Below are 16,974 nucleotides of genomic sequence, written 5' to 3'. Positions count from 1 at the left end.
CCGCATCCTTTTAGACGACGGCCTGAGGCGCCTCACACGGCGCCAGCGTCGCCCTTGTCCAGAAAACCTTTGGCCTGCAGCGCCAGATGCACCTTGTTGGCGAAGGTGGAGTCGCGCCGGCCCGTCAACAAACCTGCATTGTCGGCCACCGCCTCGCACAGCGCCTCGACCCAGGGCATGTCGGATTTGGCGAAGTCCGACAGCACGTGGCCGTGCACCAATTCCTTGACGCCGGGATGGCCGATGCCGAGCCGGACGCGGCGATAGTCGTTGCCGAGATGCGCCGAGATCGAGCGCAGCCCGTTATGGCCAGCAATGCCGCCGCCGACCTTCACGCGCAGCTTGCCCGGCGGCAATTCCAGCTCATCCTGAAACACCGTGACGTCGCCGACGCCGAGCTTGAAGAAGCTGGCCGCCTCCTGCGCGGCGCGGCCGGATTCGTTCATATAGGTCGAGGGCTTCAACAGGATGACGCGCTCGGAGTCCAGCGTGCCTTCCGAGGTCTCGCCCTGAAACCTGCGGCGCCACGGCGAAAAGCGGTGACGCCGCGAAATCTCGTCCACGGCCATGAAGCCGATATTGTGCCGGTTGCGCGCATATTTCGCGCCGGGATTGCCGAGGCCGACAAACAGCAGCATGACGCGGCATCCGCACCCGCCGTCGCTTCGGGAAGCGCGGGACCCGCCCGTGCTTCCCGCAAGCGGAACGGCTTACTTCTTCTTGTCGCCGCCAGCCGGCGCCTTGGCCGCGGCAGCAGGGGCCTTCGCAGCGGCAGCCGGAGCAGCGGCAGCGGGTGCCGCGGCGGCGCCAGCAGCAGCCTTCTGCTCCTCGCCATAGCCGGACGGCGGCACGATGGTCACGAGGGTGGCGTCGTCGCGCGACAGCGTCTTCACGCCGGTCGGCAGCTTGACGTCGGAGATGTGCAGCGAGTGGTTGATCTCGAGCGCGCTGACATCGGCCTCGATGAACTGCGGGATGTTCTCCGCCAGGCACTCGAGGTCGAGCGTGTGGGTCACGATGTTGACCGTGCCGCCGCGCTTGACGCCCGGCGCGGCTTCCGAACCCACCACATGCAAGGGCACGCTGACGCGGATGGTCGCGCCCTGGCCGAGCCGCATGAAGTCGACGTGGATCGGGAAGTCCTTGACCGGATCGAGATGGAAGTCGCGCGGGATCACCCGGTGCTTCTTGCCGTCGAGGGTGACGTCGAAGATCGTGGTCAGAAACCGGCCCGCAAGGATGCGCTGGCGCAGCTCGCGGTCTTCCACCGAGATCGGCAGCGGGGGCTGGTTGTCTCCATAAATCACTCCGGGCACTCTCCCGGCGCGACGCTCTGCCCGTGCGGCCCCCTTGCCGACTGACGGACGGGCGGTCGCCTTCAGTTCTCTGACGGTCGCCATCGTGTTAAGTCCTTGTTTTAAAAAGTTAAAGGCCGCAATGCGGCCCGTTGCTGGACGTCCTTCGGCAAGCCTCCAGGGGTGCGGGGGCCGCGGACGTGGCGGCGTTCTAGCGGCAAACCTGGGAAATGACAAGGAAATGAAGGGGCCGCCTGCCCCTCCCGTCCCAGGGCGATCCGGCCGCGGCGTCAGCCGTCCGCGCGGCCGGCACCCGGCGGCGTGCCGGCCGCGCCGCCCAGCTTGGCTTCCAGCGCCGCGATTCGGGCCTTCAGCGCCTCGTTCTCCTCGCGGGCGAGCCGGGCCATGTCCTTGACCGCCTCGAACTCCTCGCGCTTCACGATGTCCAGGTCGTTCAGGATCTTTTCCGCCTGGTTGCGGATGACGGAATCGACCTCCCGCTTCATGCCTTGGGCGGCACCGGCGGCATCGTTCATCAGGCGGCCGAGTTCGTCGAAAAACCGGTTGTTGGTCTGGGTCATGTGAGAAACTCCGCGTCCCGCGACGAGCACGATTGTGGAAGACAGAATGGCGATCCCTGTCGCCGCCCGCAAGATGGGCCCGTCTTGTCATGCCTTGGTTTCCTTGTCATCGTACTTGTTGCGCCGGCCCGCGGCGCTGGTATGAGCAGCCCTGAGATCACATCGCGCCGCGCCTGTTCATGTGGCGGGGCCCGTTCGAAGCCCGCATCGCCCGGGGGCTTCCAGAAGCGGGACGCCGTGTCCACGAAAGCCAGTGAATGACGCCTCTCCTCATCGACTTCCCCGTGTTCGATCCGGTTGCGATCGCCATCGGCCCGTTCGCGATCCGCTGGTACGCGCTGGCCTATATCTGCGGCATCGTGATCGGCTGGCTCTACGCTCGCTCGCTGCTGAAGAAGGACCGGCTGTGGGGAGGCCCGGCGCCGATCTCGCTGCCACAGCTCGACGATTTCATTCTCTGGGTCACGATCGGCATCATTCTCGGCGGCCGCACCGGCTACGTGCTGTTCTACAATCTGCCGTTCTTCATCGACCATCCGCTGGAGATCTTCCAGCTGTGGAAGGGCGGCATGTCGTTCCATGGCGGCTTCATGGGCTGCGTCATCGCCGTGATCTGGTTCAGCCGCCGCAACGGCCTGCCGATCCTGTCGCTCGGCGACCTCACCACCGCCGTCGCTCCGATCGGGCTGCTGCTTGGCCGCATCGCCAATTTCATCAACAGCGAGTTGTGGGGCCGCACGGCCGATCCCAGCCTGCCCTGGGCGATGATCTTCCCGCGCGATCCGACCCACCTGCCGCGCCATCCGAGCCAACTCTACGAAGCCGGCCTCGAAGGCATCCTGCTGTTCATCGTCCTGGCGATCATGATCCGGCTCGGCGCGCTGAGGCGGCCCGGCATGATCCTCGGCAGCTTCATCGGCCTCTATGGCACGGCGCGCATCGTCAGCGAGCTGTTCCGCGAGCCGGACGAGCAACTCGGCTTCCTCTGGCGCGGCCTGACCATGGGCATGCTGCTGTCGGTGCCGATGCTGATCGTCGGCGCCGTCCTGGTGGCACGGGCGCTGCGCAGGCCGGAGAGTCGTCAAGCCACTCCGTCGCTGCAGGCCAATCCGTGATCGACACGTCTCCGCTCCACACCGAGATCAAGCGGCTGATCAAGGCGTCCGGCCCGATGCCGGTCTGGCGCTACATGGAGCTGTGCCTGATGCATCCGGAGCACGGCTACTACATCTCGCGCGATCCGCTCGGACGCGAGGGCGACTTCACCACCGCCCCCGAAGTGAGCCAGATGTTCGGCGAGCTGCTCGGGCTGTGGGCGGCCTCGATCTGGAAGGCGGCCGGCTCGCCGCAGCAGTTCCGGCTGATCGAGCTCGGGCCCGGCCGCGGCACCATGATGTCGGATGCGCTGCGGGCGCTGCGCGTGCTGCCGCCGCTGTACCAGACGATCTCGGTTCACATGGTCGAGGTCAATCCGGTGCTGCGTGAAAAGCAGAAGGCGACGCTGACCGGCCTGCGCAACGTCACCTGGCACGAGAGCTTCGACGAGGTGCCGGAGGGCCCCAGCGTCATCTTCGCCAACGAGTATTTCGACGTGCTGCCGATTCACCAGATGGTGAAGCGCGAAACCGGCTGGCACGAGCGCGTGGTCGAGCTCGACGAGGAGGAGAACTTCGTCTACGGCGCGGCCGCCGATCCGACGCCCGGCTTCGAGCTGCTGCTGCCGCCTCTGGTGCGCGCCGCCCCGGCCGGCGCAATCTTCGAATGGCGGCCGAACACCGAGATGATGGCCATCGCCAGGCGCATCCGCGACCAGCGCGGCGCCGCCGTCATCATCGATTACGGCCATGTCCGCAGCGATGTCGGCGATACCTTCCAGGCGATCGCCCGCCACAGCTTCGCCGATCCGCTGAAGACGCCGGGCCTTGCCGACATCACCGCCCATGTCGATTTCGACGCGCTGGCGCGGGCCGCGGAAGCCGTCGGCGCGCGCGTTCACGGCCCGGTCACGCAGGGCGAGTTCCTGCAGCGGCTCGGCATCGAAACCCGCGCGCTGACCCTGATGCAGAAGGCCTCGCCGGAAGTCTCGGAGGACATCGCGAGCGGGCTGAAGCGCCTGACCGGCGGCGGCCGCGGCGGAATGGGGTCGCTGTTCAAGGTGCTCGGCATCTCCGATCCGGCCATTCCGGTGCTGGCGGGCATCAGCGACGAACACACCAACGAGAACACGGGAGGCGCGTGATGCTGGTATCATCGGATGTGATGTCCGCGATCCCTGGCCTGCGCCACGCCTTCTTCACCCGCGAGGGCGGCGTCTCCGACGGCATCTATGCCGGGCTCAACGGCGGGCTCGGATCGAATGACGTGCCGGAGAACGTCCGCGAAAACCGCCGCCGCATGGCCGTCCATCTCGGCGTCGCGCCCGACCAGTTCCTCAGCCTGCACCAAATCCATTCGCCCGACGTCGTGGTCGCGACCGGGCCCTGGGACGGCCCCGTCAGGCCGAAGGCCGACGCGCTGGTCACCGCGACGCCGAATCTCGCGATCGGCGTTACCACGGCCGATTGCGGGCCGATCCTGTTCGTCGACCCGCATAGGCGCATCATCGGCGCGGCCCATGCCGGCTGGAAAGGTGCGCTCACCGGCGTGCTCGAAGCCACGCTGCGGGCGATGGAGGAGCTCGGCGCAGAGCGCGGCCGGATCATTGCCGCGATCGGCCCCCTGATTCGCCAGCCGAGCTACGAGGTCGGCGCCGAGTTCGTCACCCGCTTCCTCGACGACGACGCCGAGCACGCGCGCTTCTTCCTGCCGTCGGTTCGCGACGGCCACGCGATGTTCGACCTCGCCGGCTTCATCCGGATGCGGCTGGAAAACGCCGGCGTGCTGCTGATCGACGATCTCGGCCTCGACACCTATGTCGACGAGCGCTTCTTCAGTTACCGCCGCTCGGTCCATCGCAACGAGCCGGACTATGGCCGGCACGTCCACGCCATCATGCTCGAAGGCTGAAGCTGGGCGCCATTGTGGCCGCATGTGGATTGCTTAACCCTTTCTGTACAACTGAGTGCACTCTGTCCCGATCTGTGGCAGCCGCGACCTAGACGTTAATCGATTTTAACGATATCGCTCCCAACGATGAGGGGAGCGCCGACACCACTTCGACGGATCAGCCGCGCTGCGCAGCACGCCTGCGTTGCCGTTTTGCTGATGACGTCCGCCGCAACGCTCGGCGGCTGCGCGACCAGCAGCGGTGGTCCGTCCAACGCCTATGCGATGGCGCCTGCATCCGATAGCGCCACGATCGCCTTCGAGCAGATCGACGGCCCGCCGCCGCAAATCTTCGACCGCATGGTCAGCGTGCTCGACAGCGAGTCCAAGCTGCGCAGCCTCGCCATCGTGTCGCGCGAGGCCCCTGCAGCGTATCGTGTCCGCACCTATCTCTCCGCCCAGGTCGTCAGCGGCAAGGGCGTGATCGCCTGGGTGTTCGACGTCTACGATCGCAATCAGCAGCGCGCGCTGCGGCTGTCGGGCGAAGAGCCGGTCGGACGCGGCGGCCGCGATCCGTGGAACAATGTCGACGACATGGTGCTTCGGAAAATCGCGCAGGCCGGCTTCAGCGGACTTTCGAACATGCTGAACGGCACCGCGCCCGCCGACGGCGCGGCGCCGGCCGCCCGCGGCCCCGCGGTCGCCGCGGCCGAGCCCGCATCGCCCAGATCCGACGGCACCAGCGTCGCGGCCCTCGGCTACACCGACCATTAGGCAAAGAGGCGCAATTTGCGCCGTTCTTGACCGGGAAAAACACCTGTTTGACCGGGAAAAACACCTGCGGCGGGTTGCCATGCGCGCAGTGTCCTTGATATCACCTCGCCCGTGCAAAACTGCCGGTTCCATGGATAGCCCGATATGCTGAACAAGGTCTCCAGCGAGACGCGAGGAGAATTCACGATGTCGGCCAAGAACGGCTCCATCAAACTCGTCGCCGGCAACTCCAATCCGGCCCTCGCCGCCGGCATCGCCGCTGAGCTCGGGCTGCCGCTGACGAAAGCGGTGGTCCGGCGCTTCGCCGACATGGAGATTTTCGTCGAGATCCAGGAGAACGTCCGCGGCTCCGACGTCTTCATCATTCAATCGACGTCCTATCCGGCGAACGACCTGCTGATGGAGCTCCTGATCATCACCGATGCGCTGCGCCGCGCCTCCGCGCGCCGCATCACCGCCGTGGTGCCCTATTTCGGCTATGCGCGGCAGGATCGCAAATCGAACTCGCGCACGCCGATCTCGGCCAAGCTGGTCGCCAACCTGATCACCCATGCGGGCGTCGACCGCGTCATGACGCTCGATCTGCACGCCGGCCAGATCCAGGGCTTCTTCGACATCCCGACCGATAACCTTTTTGCCTCGCCGCTGATGGTGCGCGACATCAAGGATCGCTTCGATCTCTCCAGCCTCATGGTCGTCTCACCGGACGTCGGCGGCGTGGCGCGCGCCCGAGGCCTGGCCAAGCGCATCAACACGCCGCTCGCCATCGTCGACAAGCGCCGCGAACGTCCCGGCGAGTCCGAGGTCATGAACGTGATCGGCGACGTCTCCGGCCACACCTGCATCCTGATCGACGACATCGTCGATTCCGGCGGCACCCTGGTGAACGCGGCCGACGCGCTGCTCAAATACGGCGCCAAGGACGTCTACGCCTACATCACCCATGGCGTGCTCTCCGGCGGTGCCGCGACCCGCATCACCTCGTCGCGGCTGAAGGAGCTCGTCATCACCGACTCCATCATGCCGACCGAAGCGGTCCGCAACGCGCCCAACATCCGCACGCTGGCGATCGCGCCGCTGATCGCCGAGGCGATCGGGCGGACGGCGGCGGAAGAATCGGTGTCGAGCCTGTTCGACTGAGGCTGGTCGCAACCGGACTCTTCGACTGAGGTTGATTTCGCGGCATCGAGAAGGCCGTCATAGAACTCCATTGTCATTCCCCGCGAAGGCGGGGAATCCAGCACGCCGCGGCTTCTCGATCCATCACGACCATCTCTCCGTACTGGATCGCCCGGTCGAGCCGTCGTCGCTGGAGCAGATCATGTCCGATCGGGACAACCGCTCCGGCGTCGCCGTTCTCGTCCCGGCGAAGATCGATCAACCGAAAGCGGTCCGTGTCAACGTTACGCTGCCCGAGGATGTGCTGGCTCAGATCGACCGCTACGCAGAGGCTCATGGCTTCACCCGATCCGGATTGCTAGTCCAGGCCGCCAAGAGGCTGATGACCGACGAGGCTGCCTGAGGTCGCGCGAGCATCTGGTCCCGATCTGAGCCGGCTAGAATTTCCTGATGAGCTCGAACGTCGCCGTTTCCGCCTCATCCTCGAGCCGCTCCACAGAACCAAACTCCAGGCGCAGCAGTTTTTCCATCGCCTCGCTCATGTTGGGAACGACGGTGCCATAATCGAAGCGGCTGGGTGACGCGATCACCCCGCGCAGATGGTCGCCGACGCGATACACCGCGCGGACGTTCGGCCCGAGCCGATCGAGCCTCGCCTTGATCGGATCCAGAGGCGCCTCCATCTCCAGCGGGAAGACAGCGGACACGAACGAGGACAGGACGCTCTCGACGATGCCGCCCTCGCGCAGGATCAGCTCGACGGCATCGGAGCGAGATTTCGGAATCGTCTCGGCTGTATCGTCCCGAACCTGAAGCAACACATGGCAGACCCTCGTTCGCAGGAGAGGAGGGATGGATACGTCGCGCTGCCCGCGCGCCTCCAAGCTCTCTTCGGACAGAAAGTCTCCAAAGACGGCGCGGAGACGTTTTCTCATGAACCAACTCATGGCCAATGATAGTCCGGACGAGTCCCAACCCGTCATCGAAACCGTCGCCGCCGCGCAGAACGCCAGCTGCGCGGGCGGTCCGGCGGCCGCCTTGCACACCACCTGCGGTTGGTTCACAACATCCCATGGAGACACCAAGGACAACAACAAGAACACACCCCGAGCCCTGCCCTCCATGCTCAACGCCATCGAACGCCCCGCCGGACCGCCGCCCAGCCTCGGCCAGATCGCCAGTGACTTCGGTCCGCTCTACGCCTCGCATGGCTTCATCGGCTGGCTGTTCGCGATCACCGGACCGGTCGCCATCATCCTGTCGGTCGGCGCCAATGGCGGGCTGTCGCAGGCGGAGATCGCGTCGTGGATCTTCGGCGTGTTCTTCATCAACGGCCTGATCACGCTTGCGCTGTCGTGGCGCTATCGCGAGCCGTTGGTGCTGTTCTGGACCATTCCGGGCACCGTCCTGGTCGGCCAGTCGCTGACGCATCTCAGCTTTCCGCAGGTGGTCGGTGCATTCTACGGCACGGCGCTGTTGATGCTGGTGCTCGGCCTCACCGGCTGGGTCAAGCGCGCCATGCAACTGGTGCCGATGCCGATCGTGATGGGCATGGTCGCCGGCGTATTCCTGCGCTTCGGCCTCGATCTCGTCCGCGCCGTGTTCGCCGACTTCGCCATCGCCGGGCCGATGGTCGTGCTCTGGCTGCTGTTGACCGCGCTCCCTGCGCTGGGCCGGCGCTGCCCGCCGATCATCGGCGCGCTCGTCATCGGCACGCTCGCGGCTCTCCTGTTCGGCAAGTATGATCAGAATGCGTCGCTGCAGATCGCGCTGATCCATCCGGTGATCCCGACGCCATCCTGGTCGCTCGCGGCCATGATCGAGCTGATCGTGCCGCTCGCGGTCACCGTGCTGGTGGTGCAGAACGGCCAAGGCTTTGCGGTGCTGACCGCCGCCGGCCACACGCCCCCGGTCAATGTGGTGACCGTGGCCTGCGGCATCGGCTCGGCGCTCGCCGCGATGGTGGGCGGCGTGTCGACCTGCCTGACCGGACCGACCAACGCGATCGTCGTCTCCGGCGGCGAGCGCAAGCGCCACTATACCGCGGCGATGGTCGTGGGCGTGCTTGCGCTCGGCTTCGGCCTGCTGGCGCCGACCTTCACCACGCTGCTGCTGATCGCGCCCAAATCATTGATCACCGCGCTGGCCGGCCTCGCCATGCTGCGCGTGCTGCAGACGGCGTTCGTGACCGCGTTCAGAACGAACTTCTCCCTCGGCGCCCTGATCGCCTTCCTCGTCACCGTCGCCGACGTGCCACTGCTCAACATCGGCGCCGCATTCTGGGGGCTCGTCGCTGGCTTTGCACTGTCGTGGCTGCTGGAGCGGGCGGATTTCACAGCCGCATCGGGCGCATAACGGATTGCCGCATCGCACCACGCGCTGTCGTCGCATCCCCAGTCGAACGGGCACCATGCTGTTGCAGCGCCGCTGGATCGCGCTACACTTCACGACCAAACAAGAAGTCTTCTGGGAGGATATGATGACCGCGATCACGCGCCGCAACATGCTTGCGGGCACGGCAGCAGCAGGCGCGCTTGCGCTCACCGGCCAGCCCGCCTGGTCGGAGCCGCAGTGGAAGAAATATGCCGGTACCAAGCTCGAGGTGATCCTGGCCAAGGGGCCGCGCGGCGACAATCTGCAGAAGAACATCAAGGAATTCACCGCGCTGACCGGCATCGAGGTGGAATCCGAGCAGATCCCGGAGCAGCAGCAGCGACAGAAGGTCGTGATCGAACTGTCGTCGGGCAAGCCGAGCTTCGACGTCGTCCATCTCAGCTATCACGTGCAGAAGCGGCAGTTCGAGAAGGCCGGCTGGCTCGCCGACATCACCGACTTCATGAAGGATCCGAACCTCACGGCGCCGGACCTCGTGCAGAGCGATTTCTCCGCCGCCGGCCTGACTTACGCCAGCAACGACAAGGGCCGGATGTTCTCGCTGCCGTGGTCGGTGGACTACTTCATCCTCTACTACAACAAGGAGCTGTTCGCGAAGAAGGGCGTCGAAGTGCCGAAGACGCTCGACGAGATGGTCACGGCGGCGCAGAAGCTGACCGATGCCAAGGACGGCACGTTCGGCTTCGTCGGCCGCGGCCTGCGCAACGCCAACATGACGCTGTGGACGAACTTCTTCCTCAACTATGGCGGCGAGTTCCTGGACGCCAAGGGCAACATCCTGACCGACGGCCCGGAGGCCGTCGAGGCGACCAAGCTGTATCAGAAGCTGCTGACCACCTGCGCGCCTCCGGGCGTGGCCGGCTTCAACTGGATGGAGTCGATGGCCTCGTTCACGCAAGGCCGCTCGGCGATGTGGATCGACGGCGTCGGCTGGGCGCCGCCGCTGGAGGACGCCAATGCCTCGCGCGTGGTCGGCAAGGTCGGCTACACCGTGGTGCCCGCCGGACCGAAGGGACAGTACTCGGCGACCTATGGCGACGGCATCGGCATTGCGGCTGCGAGCAAGAACAAGGAAGCCGCCTGGCTGCTCTGCCAGTGGCTGGTGTCGAAGCCGCAGGGCGCCCGCCTGGTGCAAGCCGGCGGCGGCGTGCCGTTCCGCAACTCGGTGCTCAACGATCCCGGAGTCCAGGGCGGCGTGAAGATGCCGAAGGAGTGGCTGCAGTCGGCGATCGACTCCGGCAAGATCAGCAAGCTCGGCCTGCCCGTGATCATCCCGGTCGCCGAATTCCGCGATCTCGTCGGTGCTGCGTTGACCGCCACGCTGTCGGGCGCCGATCCCGCGACCGAGCTGAAGAAGGCGCACGAGCAGTTCCGCCCGATCCTGGAGCGCAGCGAGAAAGCGTGAGCACGATCGTCGAACAGGCCGGCGCGGCAGCGGACGCCGCTGCGCCGGAACGCGCGTTGCGGCCGCCGTCGTACTGGCCGTTCGTGGTGCCGGCGCTGGTCACCGTGCTCGCGGTGATCATCTTTCCCTGGCTGTTCACGATCTGGATGAGCTTCCAGGAGTGGAAGGTCGGCTCACCCACGACCTTCGTCGGGCTGTCGAACTACCTGCGGCTGCCGGCAGATCCACGCTTTGTCGAGTCGGTCGGACACACGCTGTCCTACACCGCGCTGTCGGTGCTGCTGCCGCTGGTGCTCGGCACCTTCGCCGCGGTCGTCTTCCACGCCCGCTTTCCCGGGCGCGGGCTGCTGCGCGCCCTCTTCATCATGCCGATGATGGCGACGCCCGTCGCGATCGCGCTGGTGTGGACCATGATGTTCCACCCGCAGCTCGGCATCCTGAACTATCTTCTGTCGCTGGTGGGCCTGCCGCCACAGCTCTGGGTGTTTCATCCGGGCACGGTGATCCCCTCGCTGGTGCTGGTCGAGACCTGGCAGTGGACGCCGCTGGTCATGCTGATCGTGCTCGGCGGCATCGCCTCGCTGCCGACCGAACCGTATGAGAGCGCGCAGATCGACGGCGCCAGCACCTGGCAGATGTTCCGCTACATCACGCTGCCCTTGATCATGCCGTTCCTGTTCATCGCCGCGATGATCCGCGCCATCGACGCCATCAAGAGCTTCGACATCATCTTCGCGATCACCCAGGGCGGGCCGGGCTCGGCGTCGGAGACCATCAACCTCTATCTCTACAGCGTCGCCTTCGTCTATTACGACCTCGGCTATGCCTCGGCGATCGCGGTGGTGTTCTTCGCGCTGATCATCGCGCTGACTGCGCTCTTGCTGGTGCTGCGCCGGCGCGCACAGTGGAATGCGCTGGGGAGCGACGCATGAGCGCGCAGACCATCCTCGGCCGGCTCGGCCTCGCGCTCGGCGTCTTCCTCATCGTCTCCCCGGCGATCCTGTTCTTCCTCTGGATGATCTCGCTGTCGGTGAAGTTCGAGGTCGACAACGCCGCGTATCCGCCGGTGTTCTGGCCGGAGCATTTCGCCTGGAAGAACTATGCCGACGTGCTGTCGTCCAACCGCTTCTTCACCTATTTCAAGAACAGCCTGCTGGTGACCGGCGGCGCGACTTTTCTCGCCATGCTGGTCGGCGTGCCCGCCGGCTACGGCATCGCACGGATGGCCGCGCATAAATCGGCGATCGTGATCCTGATCGCGCGCATCACGCCCGGCCTGTCGTACCTCATCCCGCTGTTCCTCTTGTTTCAGTGGCTCGGCCTGCTCGGCACGCTGTGGCCGCAGATCATCATCCATCTCGTCGTCACCGTGCCGATCGTGATCTGGATCATGATCGGCTATTTCGAGACCACGCCGATCGAGCTCGAGGAAGCCGCGCGCATCGACGGCGCAACGCGCTGGCAGGTTTTCCGCCACGTGGCATTGCCGGTGGCGAAGCCCGGCCTGGCGGTGGCCTTCATCCTCGCGGTGATCTTCTCCTGGAACAATTTCGTGTTCGGCATCGTGCTGGCCGGACGCGAGACCCGCACCTTGCCGGTCGCGGTCTACAACATGATCTCGTTCGATCAGCTCTCGTGGGGGCCGCTCGCGGCGGCGGCGCTGATCGTGACCCTGCCGGTGCTGCTGCTGACCGTGTTCGCACAGCGGCAGATCGTGGCCGGCCTGACGGCGGGTGCGGTCAAGGGCGGCTGACGGGTATAATGCATACCAAAGAGAACCTGCGGCGGAATGCCGAACTTGCCTTGGTCAGGCCATAGTCTACCACTTGGTTACCTGCGTGGAACCGGGATTCGCCCCGCCCCTGAAGCGCGGCGATGGCCGCGTTGATGGCTTCATCTCGTCTCTGCGCCGGCTTCGTTCCAGCCGAATACCACTGCGCCGCACGATCGACCGGCTCCGGATTTGCGCTCCGTCCGGTCCGTCTTGCAACCTGTCACCGGCTGAACGCCCGACCGACGAAAGCTGCATGACGTCCGATCGCGACGCCTCCGCGCCAGACCGATTGACTGCCCTGTTGCAAACCGAGCTGCTCGACTCGCCGCCGGAGCCGGGCTTCGATCGCGTCACCCGCTTGACCTCGCGGCTGCTGCAGGCCCCGGCGGCGATCATCGCGCTGGTCGATCGCGACCGGCAGTTCTTCAAGAGCTCGGTCGGACTGTGCGAGCCGTGGGCGTCGCTGCGCGAGACGCCGCTCAGCCACTCCTTCTGCCAGCACGTCGTGACCTCGGCGCAGCCGCTGGTGATCAGCGACGCCAACGAGCATCCGCTGGTGAAGGATAATCTCGCGGTGCCGGTTCTCGGCGTGATCGCCTATCTCGGCGTCCCCCTGCGGCTGCCGAGCGGCGAGGTGATCGGCGCGCTCTGCGCCATCGATCACGAGCCACGGCCGTGGAGCGACGACGACATCGCCCAGCTCACCGAGCTCAGCGAGATCGTGATGGACGAGATCGCGCTGCGCACCGAGAATGCGCGGCGGCGCACGGTCGAGCAGCACCATCGCGTGCTGGTCCATGAGCTCAATCACCGCGTCAAGAACACACTGGCACTGGTCGACAGCGTCATCGCGCTCAGCATCCGCGCCGATTCGGCGCTAGCCGAGTTCGGCGAGGTGCTGCGCGGCCGCATCGCGGCGCTGACGCGCAGCCACGCGCTGGCGCTGGATCGCGGCCGCGAGGCCGTCGCGCTCAATGAGCTGGTGTGCGCCGAGCTCGCGCCGTTGCAGTCCGACCGGATCGCCGTCGACGGCCCCGCCCTGCAGCTCGCGCCGGGCATCGCGCTGTATCTGTCGATGGGGCTGCACGAGCTCGTCACCAACGCGGTGAAGTATGGCGCGCTGTCGAACGATGCGGGTCGCGTGACGCTGGGCTGGACCCATGCCGACGGACGGCTCAAGCTGTTCTGGCAGGAGAACGGCGGGCCGGAGGTTTCCCCGCCCGCACGCAACGGCTTCGGTTCGCTGCTGTTCGAGCGCATTCTCGGCGCCGCGCTGAAGGGCGAGGTCACGCGCGACTTCGCGCCGGATGGGCTCAGGGTCTCGTTCGACCTGCCGCTCGCGCCGTGACGGAAATCAGCCGCGCTGGCCGCGACGCCGCACCTGAGTGATCTCGGCCAGAATCGACATCGCGATCTCCTCCGGCGTGATGGCGCCGAGATCGAGGCCCGCCGGTGCCTTGACCTTGTCGAGCAGCGCGGCGTCGATGCCGTCCTTGATCAGCTTGTCGCGCAGGCTGTCCATCTTGCGGCGGCTGCCGACGAAGGCGTGGTAGGCCGCATCGCAGGCGAGTGCGGCGCGCAAGGCCGCCTCGTCGCCCTTGCCTTGCGTCGACACCACGACGAAGCGGCTGCTCCCGGCCGGTTGATCCAGCGCGAAGCCATCGATCAGCACATCGGCCTCCGGTGTCGTGACGAGATCGGACGCCGGCGCCGCCAGCGTCACGTGATAGCCGAGCGGCCGCGCCTGCGCCGCGAGCGCGATCGCGACCGGGCTGGCGCCGAGGATCACCAGCGAGGGATGCGGCAGCACCGGCTCGACGAAGATGTCCATCGTGCCCTTGCTCGGGCACATGTTGGAAGCGAAGCGCACACCCTCTTTCATCTCACCCGGCTTGACGCCGAGCTCGGCGAGCAGGTCGTCCGGCTGCACCGACACCATGCGCGGAATGCCGTCGGCGAGCGCCTCGCGCGCCGCCTTGAGCACCGCGCCGCGGGCGCAGCCGCCGCCGATCCAGCCCGCGACGATGCTGCCGTCGGGGCGGATGATCGCCTTGGCGCCGGCCTTCGCGGCGGTCACCGACACCGTACGGACGACGGTGGCGAGCACGAAGCTCTCGTCGTTGGCCTTCAGTTGCGCGGCGAGATCGAGCAGTTCGGGAGCAGCGGTCATGACTGCCTCCTATGCGGACTGTCGGAAGCACACTGCTTCGACAGAGAAGGTATGTTCCCTCCCCCCTTGTGGGGGAGGGCTAGGGAGGGGGCGTCTTGCACCGATGTCGGGGTACCCCCCTCCCCAGCCCTCCCCCACAAGGGGGGAGGGAGCGCACCACCGATGCTGCGACAGCGCGCCTTGAGCTCACAACAATGCCGCGCATCGCATCCTCACAACCTCGCCAAATAAGGCTCCAGCGCCGCGAGCGAACTCAACGTATGCGCGGGCGCGTAGAGATCGACATGCGGCAGCGCCGCCTTGATGCCGCGGGCTTCCGGCGCGTAGCCGTGCCAGCCGAGCATCGGATTGAGCCAGACGACGCGGCGGCAGCGGCGCGACAGTTGCGCCATCTCGCGGCCGAGCAAGGCTGGGTCACCGGTGTCGTAGCCGTCGGAGACGATCATCACGCAGGTGCGCGAATGGATGACGCGCGGCGCGTGCCAGCGGTTGAAGGTCGCTAGGCTTTCGCCGATCCTGGTGCCGCCGCCGGCGCCCTGCGCCATCATCGACAGCCGATCGAGCGCCCGCGCGGCATCCCTCTCCTTCATCGCATCGGAGACGTGAGCCAGCCGGGTGTGAAACAGGAACGCTTCGGCCTCGCGGAAGGCGTCGAGCACGCCGTGGATGAAGCGAACAAACACCGACGTATAGGGGCTCATCGAGCCGGAGGCGTCGAGCAGCACCACCAGCCGCAGCGGCTTGGGCTTGCGGCGGCGATGCACCAGCGCGATCGGCACGCCGCCATGGCTGATGTTGCGGTGGATGGTGCGGCGCAGGTCGAGCCGCTCGCCCTTGCGCCGCAACTGATCGCGGCGCGTCAGCCGTGTCCGCATCGCCTGGGCGAGCCGCGCCGCGGCCTCATGCGCCAGCGCGACCTGGTCAGGATCTGCGAGCTTGCGAAAGTCGGTATCGCTGATGGACTCCACGCGCGATGCACCTTCGCGGACGCCCTCGCCGCCCGCCTCGCGTGGGGTTTCGTCAGAGGGAATCTGATCGGTCGGGCCGTGATGCCCCTGCCGAGCAGCATTCGCATCCTGCAGACTCTTCAGGGACGGGCTGTTCGCCGATTGCGGCGACCCTGCCGTCAGAACGCGCGAGCGCACGCGCTTGCCGAGCCAGAACGCGTCGAACAGGCCGTCGAAGCGATCCCACTCGCTCTTGCGCGCCGAAAACAGGTGCTTGAAGGCGGAGCGCAACAGGCCGGGCCTGTCGGCATAGCCTGCGGTCATCACGGCCGCCGCATCCTGCCCCTCCGACAGGCCGACCGCAAAGCCGTTTTCGCGCAGCGTCTTGAGAAATGCGCTGAGGCGTCCCGCGACCAGCCGCGCCACCGCGTCCATGTCCTCATGATCAGGCGTGGCGCCACAGCAGCTCATGCGACCTTCCCCAACAATCGCGCGGCGACCTCGCGGGTAATGCGGGAGCGGTCCTCATGCGTCTTGAGCAGACACATCAAGGTGTCATGCACCACCTCCGGCTGGTCCTCGAGGTCGCGCACATCGAGCCCGACCAGCGCGGCTGCCCAGTCCAGCGTCTCGGCCACACCCGGCACCTTGCGCAGCTCTTCTTTTCGCAGGCCCTCGACCAGGCGCGCGATCTGCAGCGCAAGCGACGCCGACGCGCCATCGATCCGCGCCAGGATGATGCGGGCCTCGCGATCGACGTCGGGATAGTCGACATAGTGATACAGACACCGCCGGCGCAGCGCGTCCGACAGCTCGCGGGTGCCGTTCGAGGTCAGCACCACGTGCGGGATGCTGATGGCTTTGATGGTGCCGAGCTCGGGAATCGATATCTGGAAGTCCGACAGGAGCTCCAGCAGGAACGCCTCGAATTCGTCGTCGGCGCGGTCGATCTCGTCGATCAGCAGCACCGGCGGCGTGGCGCGGCGGATCGCCGCAAGCAGTGGCCGCTCCAGCAGATACTTCTCGGAGAAGATCTGGTCCTCGATGGTATCTGGCTGGCCGCGATGCGCCTCGATCGCAAGCAGCTGGCGCTGGTAGTTCCACTCGTACAGCGCGGAGCTCTGGTCAAGACCCTCATAGCATTGCAGCCGGATCAGCTCGGTGCCGTGCACGCAGGCGAGCGCCTTGGCGACCTCGGTCTTGCCGACCCCGGCCTCACCTTCCAGCAGCAGCGGCCGCTTGAGGAGATGCATCAGCGCGATCGCGGTCGCAAGCTCGCCATCGGCGATGTAGCCGCAGGCGGAGAGCGATTGCGCGATGTCGTCGCGGGTTTTCATAAGCGTTTGATTCTCGATTTCACCGCGAAGCCTGTGCGTTCCCTCCCCCCTTGTGGGGGAGGGCTAGGGAGGGGGGGGCCCGCGCGAGACTGCCGCCGGGACCCCCACTCCCAACCTCCCCGCAAGGGGGAGGGAGCGCACTGCCGATGCGGCTACAGAGTCGTTTCGCTCGACGTCATTGCGAGCGGAGCGA

At 66.5% G+C, this 16,974-nt stretch carries 18 protein-coding genes; 11 read left to right on the top strand and 7 right to left on the bottom strand.

Annotation, left to right across the window (positions count from 1 at the left end; genetic code table 11):
• Nucleotides 1-32: 32 nt before the first annotated feature.
• From pth to QW881_RS24640, 3 genes are all read right to left on the bottom strand, one after another.
• Entirely contained in the window at nucleotides 33-638 is a 606-nt protein-coding gene (gene pth / locus QW881_RS24650; protein ID WP_315757360.1) for an aminoacyl-tRNA hydrolase, read from the bottom strand.
• Between the two features lie 72 nt (nucleotides 639-710).
• Nucleotides 711-1,400 (bottom strand): 50S ribosomal protein L25/general stress protein Ctc, encoded by a 690-nt coding sequence (locus tag QW881_RS24645; protein WP_315733977.1) that lies wholly within the window; start codon nucleotides 1,398-1,400, stop codon nucleotides 711-713.
• A 185-nt stretch (nucleotides 1,401-1,585) separates the two neighbouring features.
• Nucleotides 1,586-1,876 carry an accessory factor UbiK family protein gene (locus tag QW881_RS24640; RefSeq protein WP_315757361.1) on the bottom strand — a complete coding sequence of 97 codons (291 nt, stop codon included), beginning with the start codon at nucleotides 1,874-1,876 and terminating at the stop codon, nucleotides 1,586-1,588.
• A 257-nt stretch (nucleotides 1,877-2,133) separates the two neighbouring features.
• Between QW881_RS24640 and lgt the strand changes: the two genes are divergently transcribed.
• The 6 genes from lgt to QW881_RS24610 all read left to right on the top strand — a co-directional run bounded on the left by lgt (nucleotide 2,134) and on the right by QW881_RS24610 (nucleotide 7,157).
• Nucleotides 2,134-2,991: a prolipoprotein diacylglyceryl transferase gene (gene lgt, locus QW881_RS24635; RefSeq protein ID WP_315757362.1), complete on the top strand. Its 858-nt coding sequence runs from the start codon at nucleotides 2,134-2,136 to the stop codon at nucleotides 2,989-2,991.
• Nucleotides 2,988-4,115 (top strand): class I SAM-dependent methyltransferase, encoded by a 1,128-nt coding sequence (locus QW881_RS24630; RefSeq protein WP_315757363.1) that lies wholly within the window; start codon nucleotides 2,988-2,990, stop codon nucleotides 4,113-4,115. Before lgt ends, QW881_RS24630 begins: the two co-directional genes overlap by 4 nt.
• Nucleotides 4,116-4,135: 20 nt before the next feature.
• Nucleotides 4,136-4,882, top strand: a complete 747-nt coding sequence (gene pgeF / locus QW881_RS24625) for a peptidoglycan editing factor PgeF (RefSeq protein ID WP_409999009.1) — start codon at nucleotides 4,136-4,138, stop codon at nucleotides 4,880-4,882.
• Between the two features lie 198 nt (nucleotides 4,883-5,080).
• Nucleotides 5,081-5,635 carry a hypothetical protein gene (locus tag QW881_RS24620; protein WP_315757365.1) on the top strand — a complete coding sequence of 185 codons (555 nt, stop codon included), beginning with the start codon at nucleotides 5,081-5,083 and terminating at the stop codon, nucleotides 5,633-5,635.
• A gap of 186 nt (nucleotides 5,636-5,821) precedes the next feature.
• Complete coding sequence (locus QW881_RS24615) at nucleotides 5,822-6,775, top strand: ribose-phosphate pyrophosphokinase (RefSeq protein ID WP_315735662.1); 954 nt, start codon at nucleotides 5,822-5,824, stop codon at nucleotides 6,773-6,775.
• Nucleotides 6,776-6,806: 31 nt separating this feature from the next.
• Entirely contained in the window at nucleotides 6,807-7,157 is a 351-nt protein-coding gene (locus QW881_RS24610; RefSeq protein ID WP_316172913.1) for a type II toxin-antitoxin system HicB family antitoxin, read from the top strand.
• Between the two features lie 34 nt (nucleotides 7,158-7,191).
• Here QW881_RS24610 and QW881_RS24605 read toward each other — a convergent pair whose 3' ends face one another.
• Nucleotides 7,192-7,689: a hypothetical protein gene (locus QW881_RS24605; protein ID WP_315757367.1), complete on the bottom strand. Its 498-nt coding sequence runs from the start codon at nucleotides 7,687-7,689 to the stop codon at nucleotides 7,192-7,194.
• 187 nt (nucleotides 7,690-7,876) lie between these two features.
• On the opposite strand from QW881_RS24605, the gene QW881_RS24600 reads away from it, so the two are divergent.
• The 5 genes from QW881_RS24600 (at nucleotide 7,877) to QW881_RS24580 (ending at nucleotide 13,675) form a co-directional block, all read left to right on the top strand.
• Entirely contained in the window at nucleotides 7,877-9,109 is a 1,233-nt protein-coding gene (locus QW881_RS24600; protein WP_315757416.1) for a benzoate/H(+) symporter BenE family transporter, read from the top strand.
• 124 nt (nucleotides 9,110-9,233) lie between these two features.
• The gene (locus QW881_RS24595; protein WP_315757368.1) at nucleotides 9,234-10,553 is read left to right on the top strand and encodes a sugar ABC transporter substrate-binding protein; all 1,320 of its coding nucleotides are present in this window, start codon (nucleotides 9,234-9,236) and stop codon (nucleotides 10,551-10,553) included.
• Nucleotides 10,550-11,485: a sugar ABC transporter permease gene (locus QW881_RS24590; protein WP_315757369.1), complete on the top strand. Its 936-nt coding sequence runs from the start codon at nucleotides 10,550-10,552 to the stop codon at nucleotides 11,483-11,485. The genes QW881_RS24595 and QW881_RS24590 overlap by 4 nt, the downstream gene beginning before the upstream one ends.
• Complete coding sequence (locus QW881_RS24585; RefSeq protein ID WP_315733991.1) at nucleotides 11,482-12,306, top strand: carbohydrate ABC transporter permease; 825 nt, start codon at nucleotides 11,482-11,484, stop codon at nucleotides 12,304-12,306. The genes QW881_RS24590 and QW881_RS24585 overlap by 4 nt, the downstream gene beginning before the upstream one ends.
• Nucleotides 12,307-12,580: 274 nt before the next feature.
• The gene (locus QW881_RS24580; RefSeq protein ID WP_315757370.1) at nucleotides 12,581-13,675 is read left to right on the top strand and encodes an HWE histidine kinase domain-containing protein; all 1,095 of its coding nucleotides are present in this window, start codon (nucleotides 12,581-12,583) and stop codon (nucleotides 13,673-13,675) included.
• Nucleotides 13,676-13,681: 6 nt separating this feature from the next.
• On the opposite strand, the gene QW881_RS24575 is transcribed toward QW881_RS24580, so the two are convergent.
• The 3 genes from QW881_RS24575 to QW881_RS24565 form a co-directional block, all read right to left on the bottom strand.
• Nucleotides 13,682-14,497 (bottom strand): XdhC/CoxI family protein, encoded by an 816-nt coding sequence (locus QW881_RS24575; protein WP_315757371.1) that lies wholly within the window; start codon nucleotides 14,495-14,497, stop codon nucleotides 13,682-13,684.
• 212 nt (nucleotides 14,498-14,709) lie between these two features.
• Nucleotides 14,710-15,915, bottom strand: coding sequence for a VWA domain-containing protein (locus QW881_RS24570; RefSeq protein ID WP_315757372.1), 1,206 nt, complete (start codon nucleotides 15,913-15,915; stop codon nucleotides 14,710-14,712).
• Nucleotides 15,912-16,781, bottom strand: coding sequence for a MoxR family ATPase (locus QW881_RS24565; RefSeq protein ID WP_315757373.1), 870 nt, complete (start codon nucleotides 16,779-16,781; stop codon nucleotides 15,912-15,914). The genes QW881_RS24570 and QW881_RS24565 overlap by 4 nt, the downstream gene beginning before the upstream one ends.
• Between the last annotated feature and the right edge of the window lie 193 nt (nucleotides 16,782-16,974).

Source organism: Bradyrhizobium sp. SZCCHNS3016, from assembly GCF_032484535.1.
In the GTDB taxonomy this organism is placed as follows: domain Bacteria; phylum Pseudomonadota; class Alphaproteobacteria; order Rhizobiales; family Xanthobacteraceae; genus Bradyrhizobium.
This window is presented reverse-complemented; position numbering and strand designations above follow the sequence as displayed.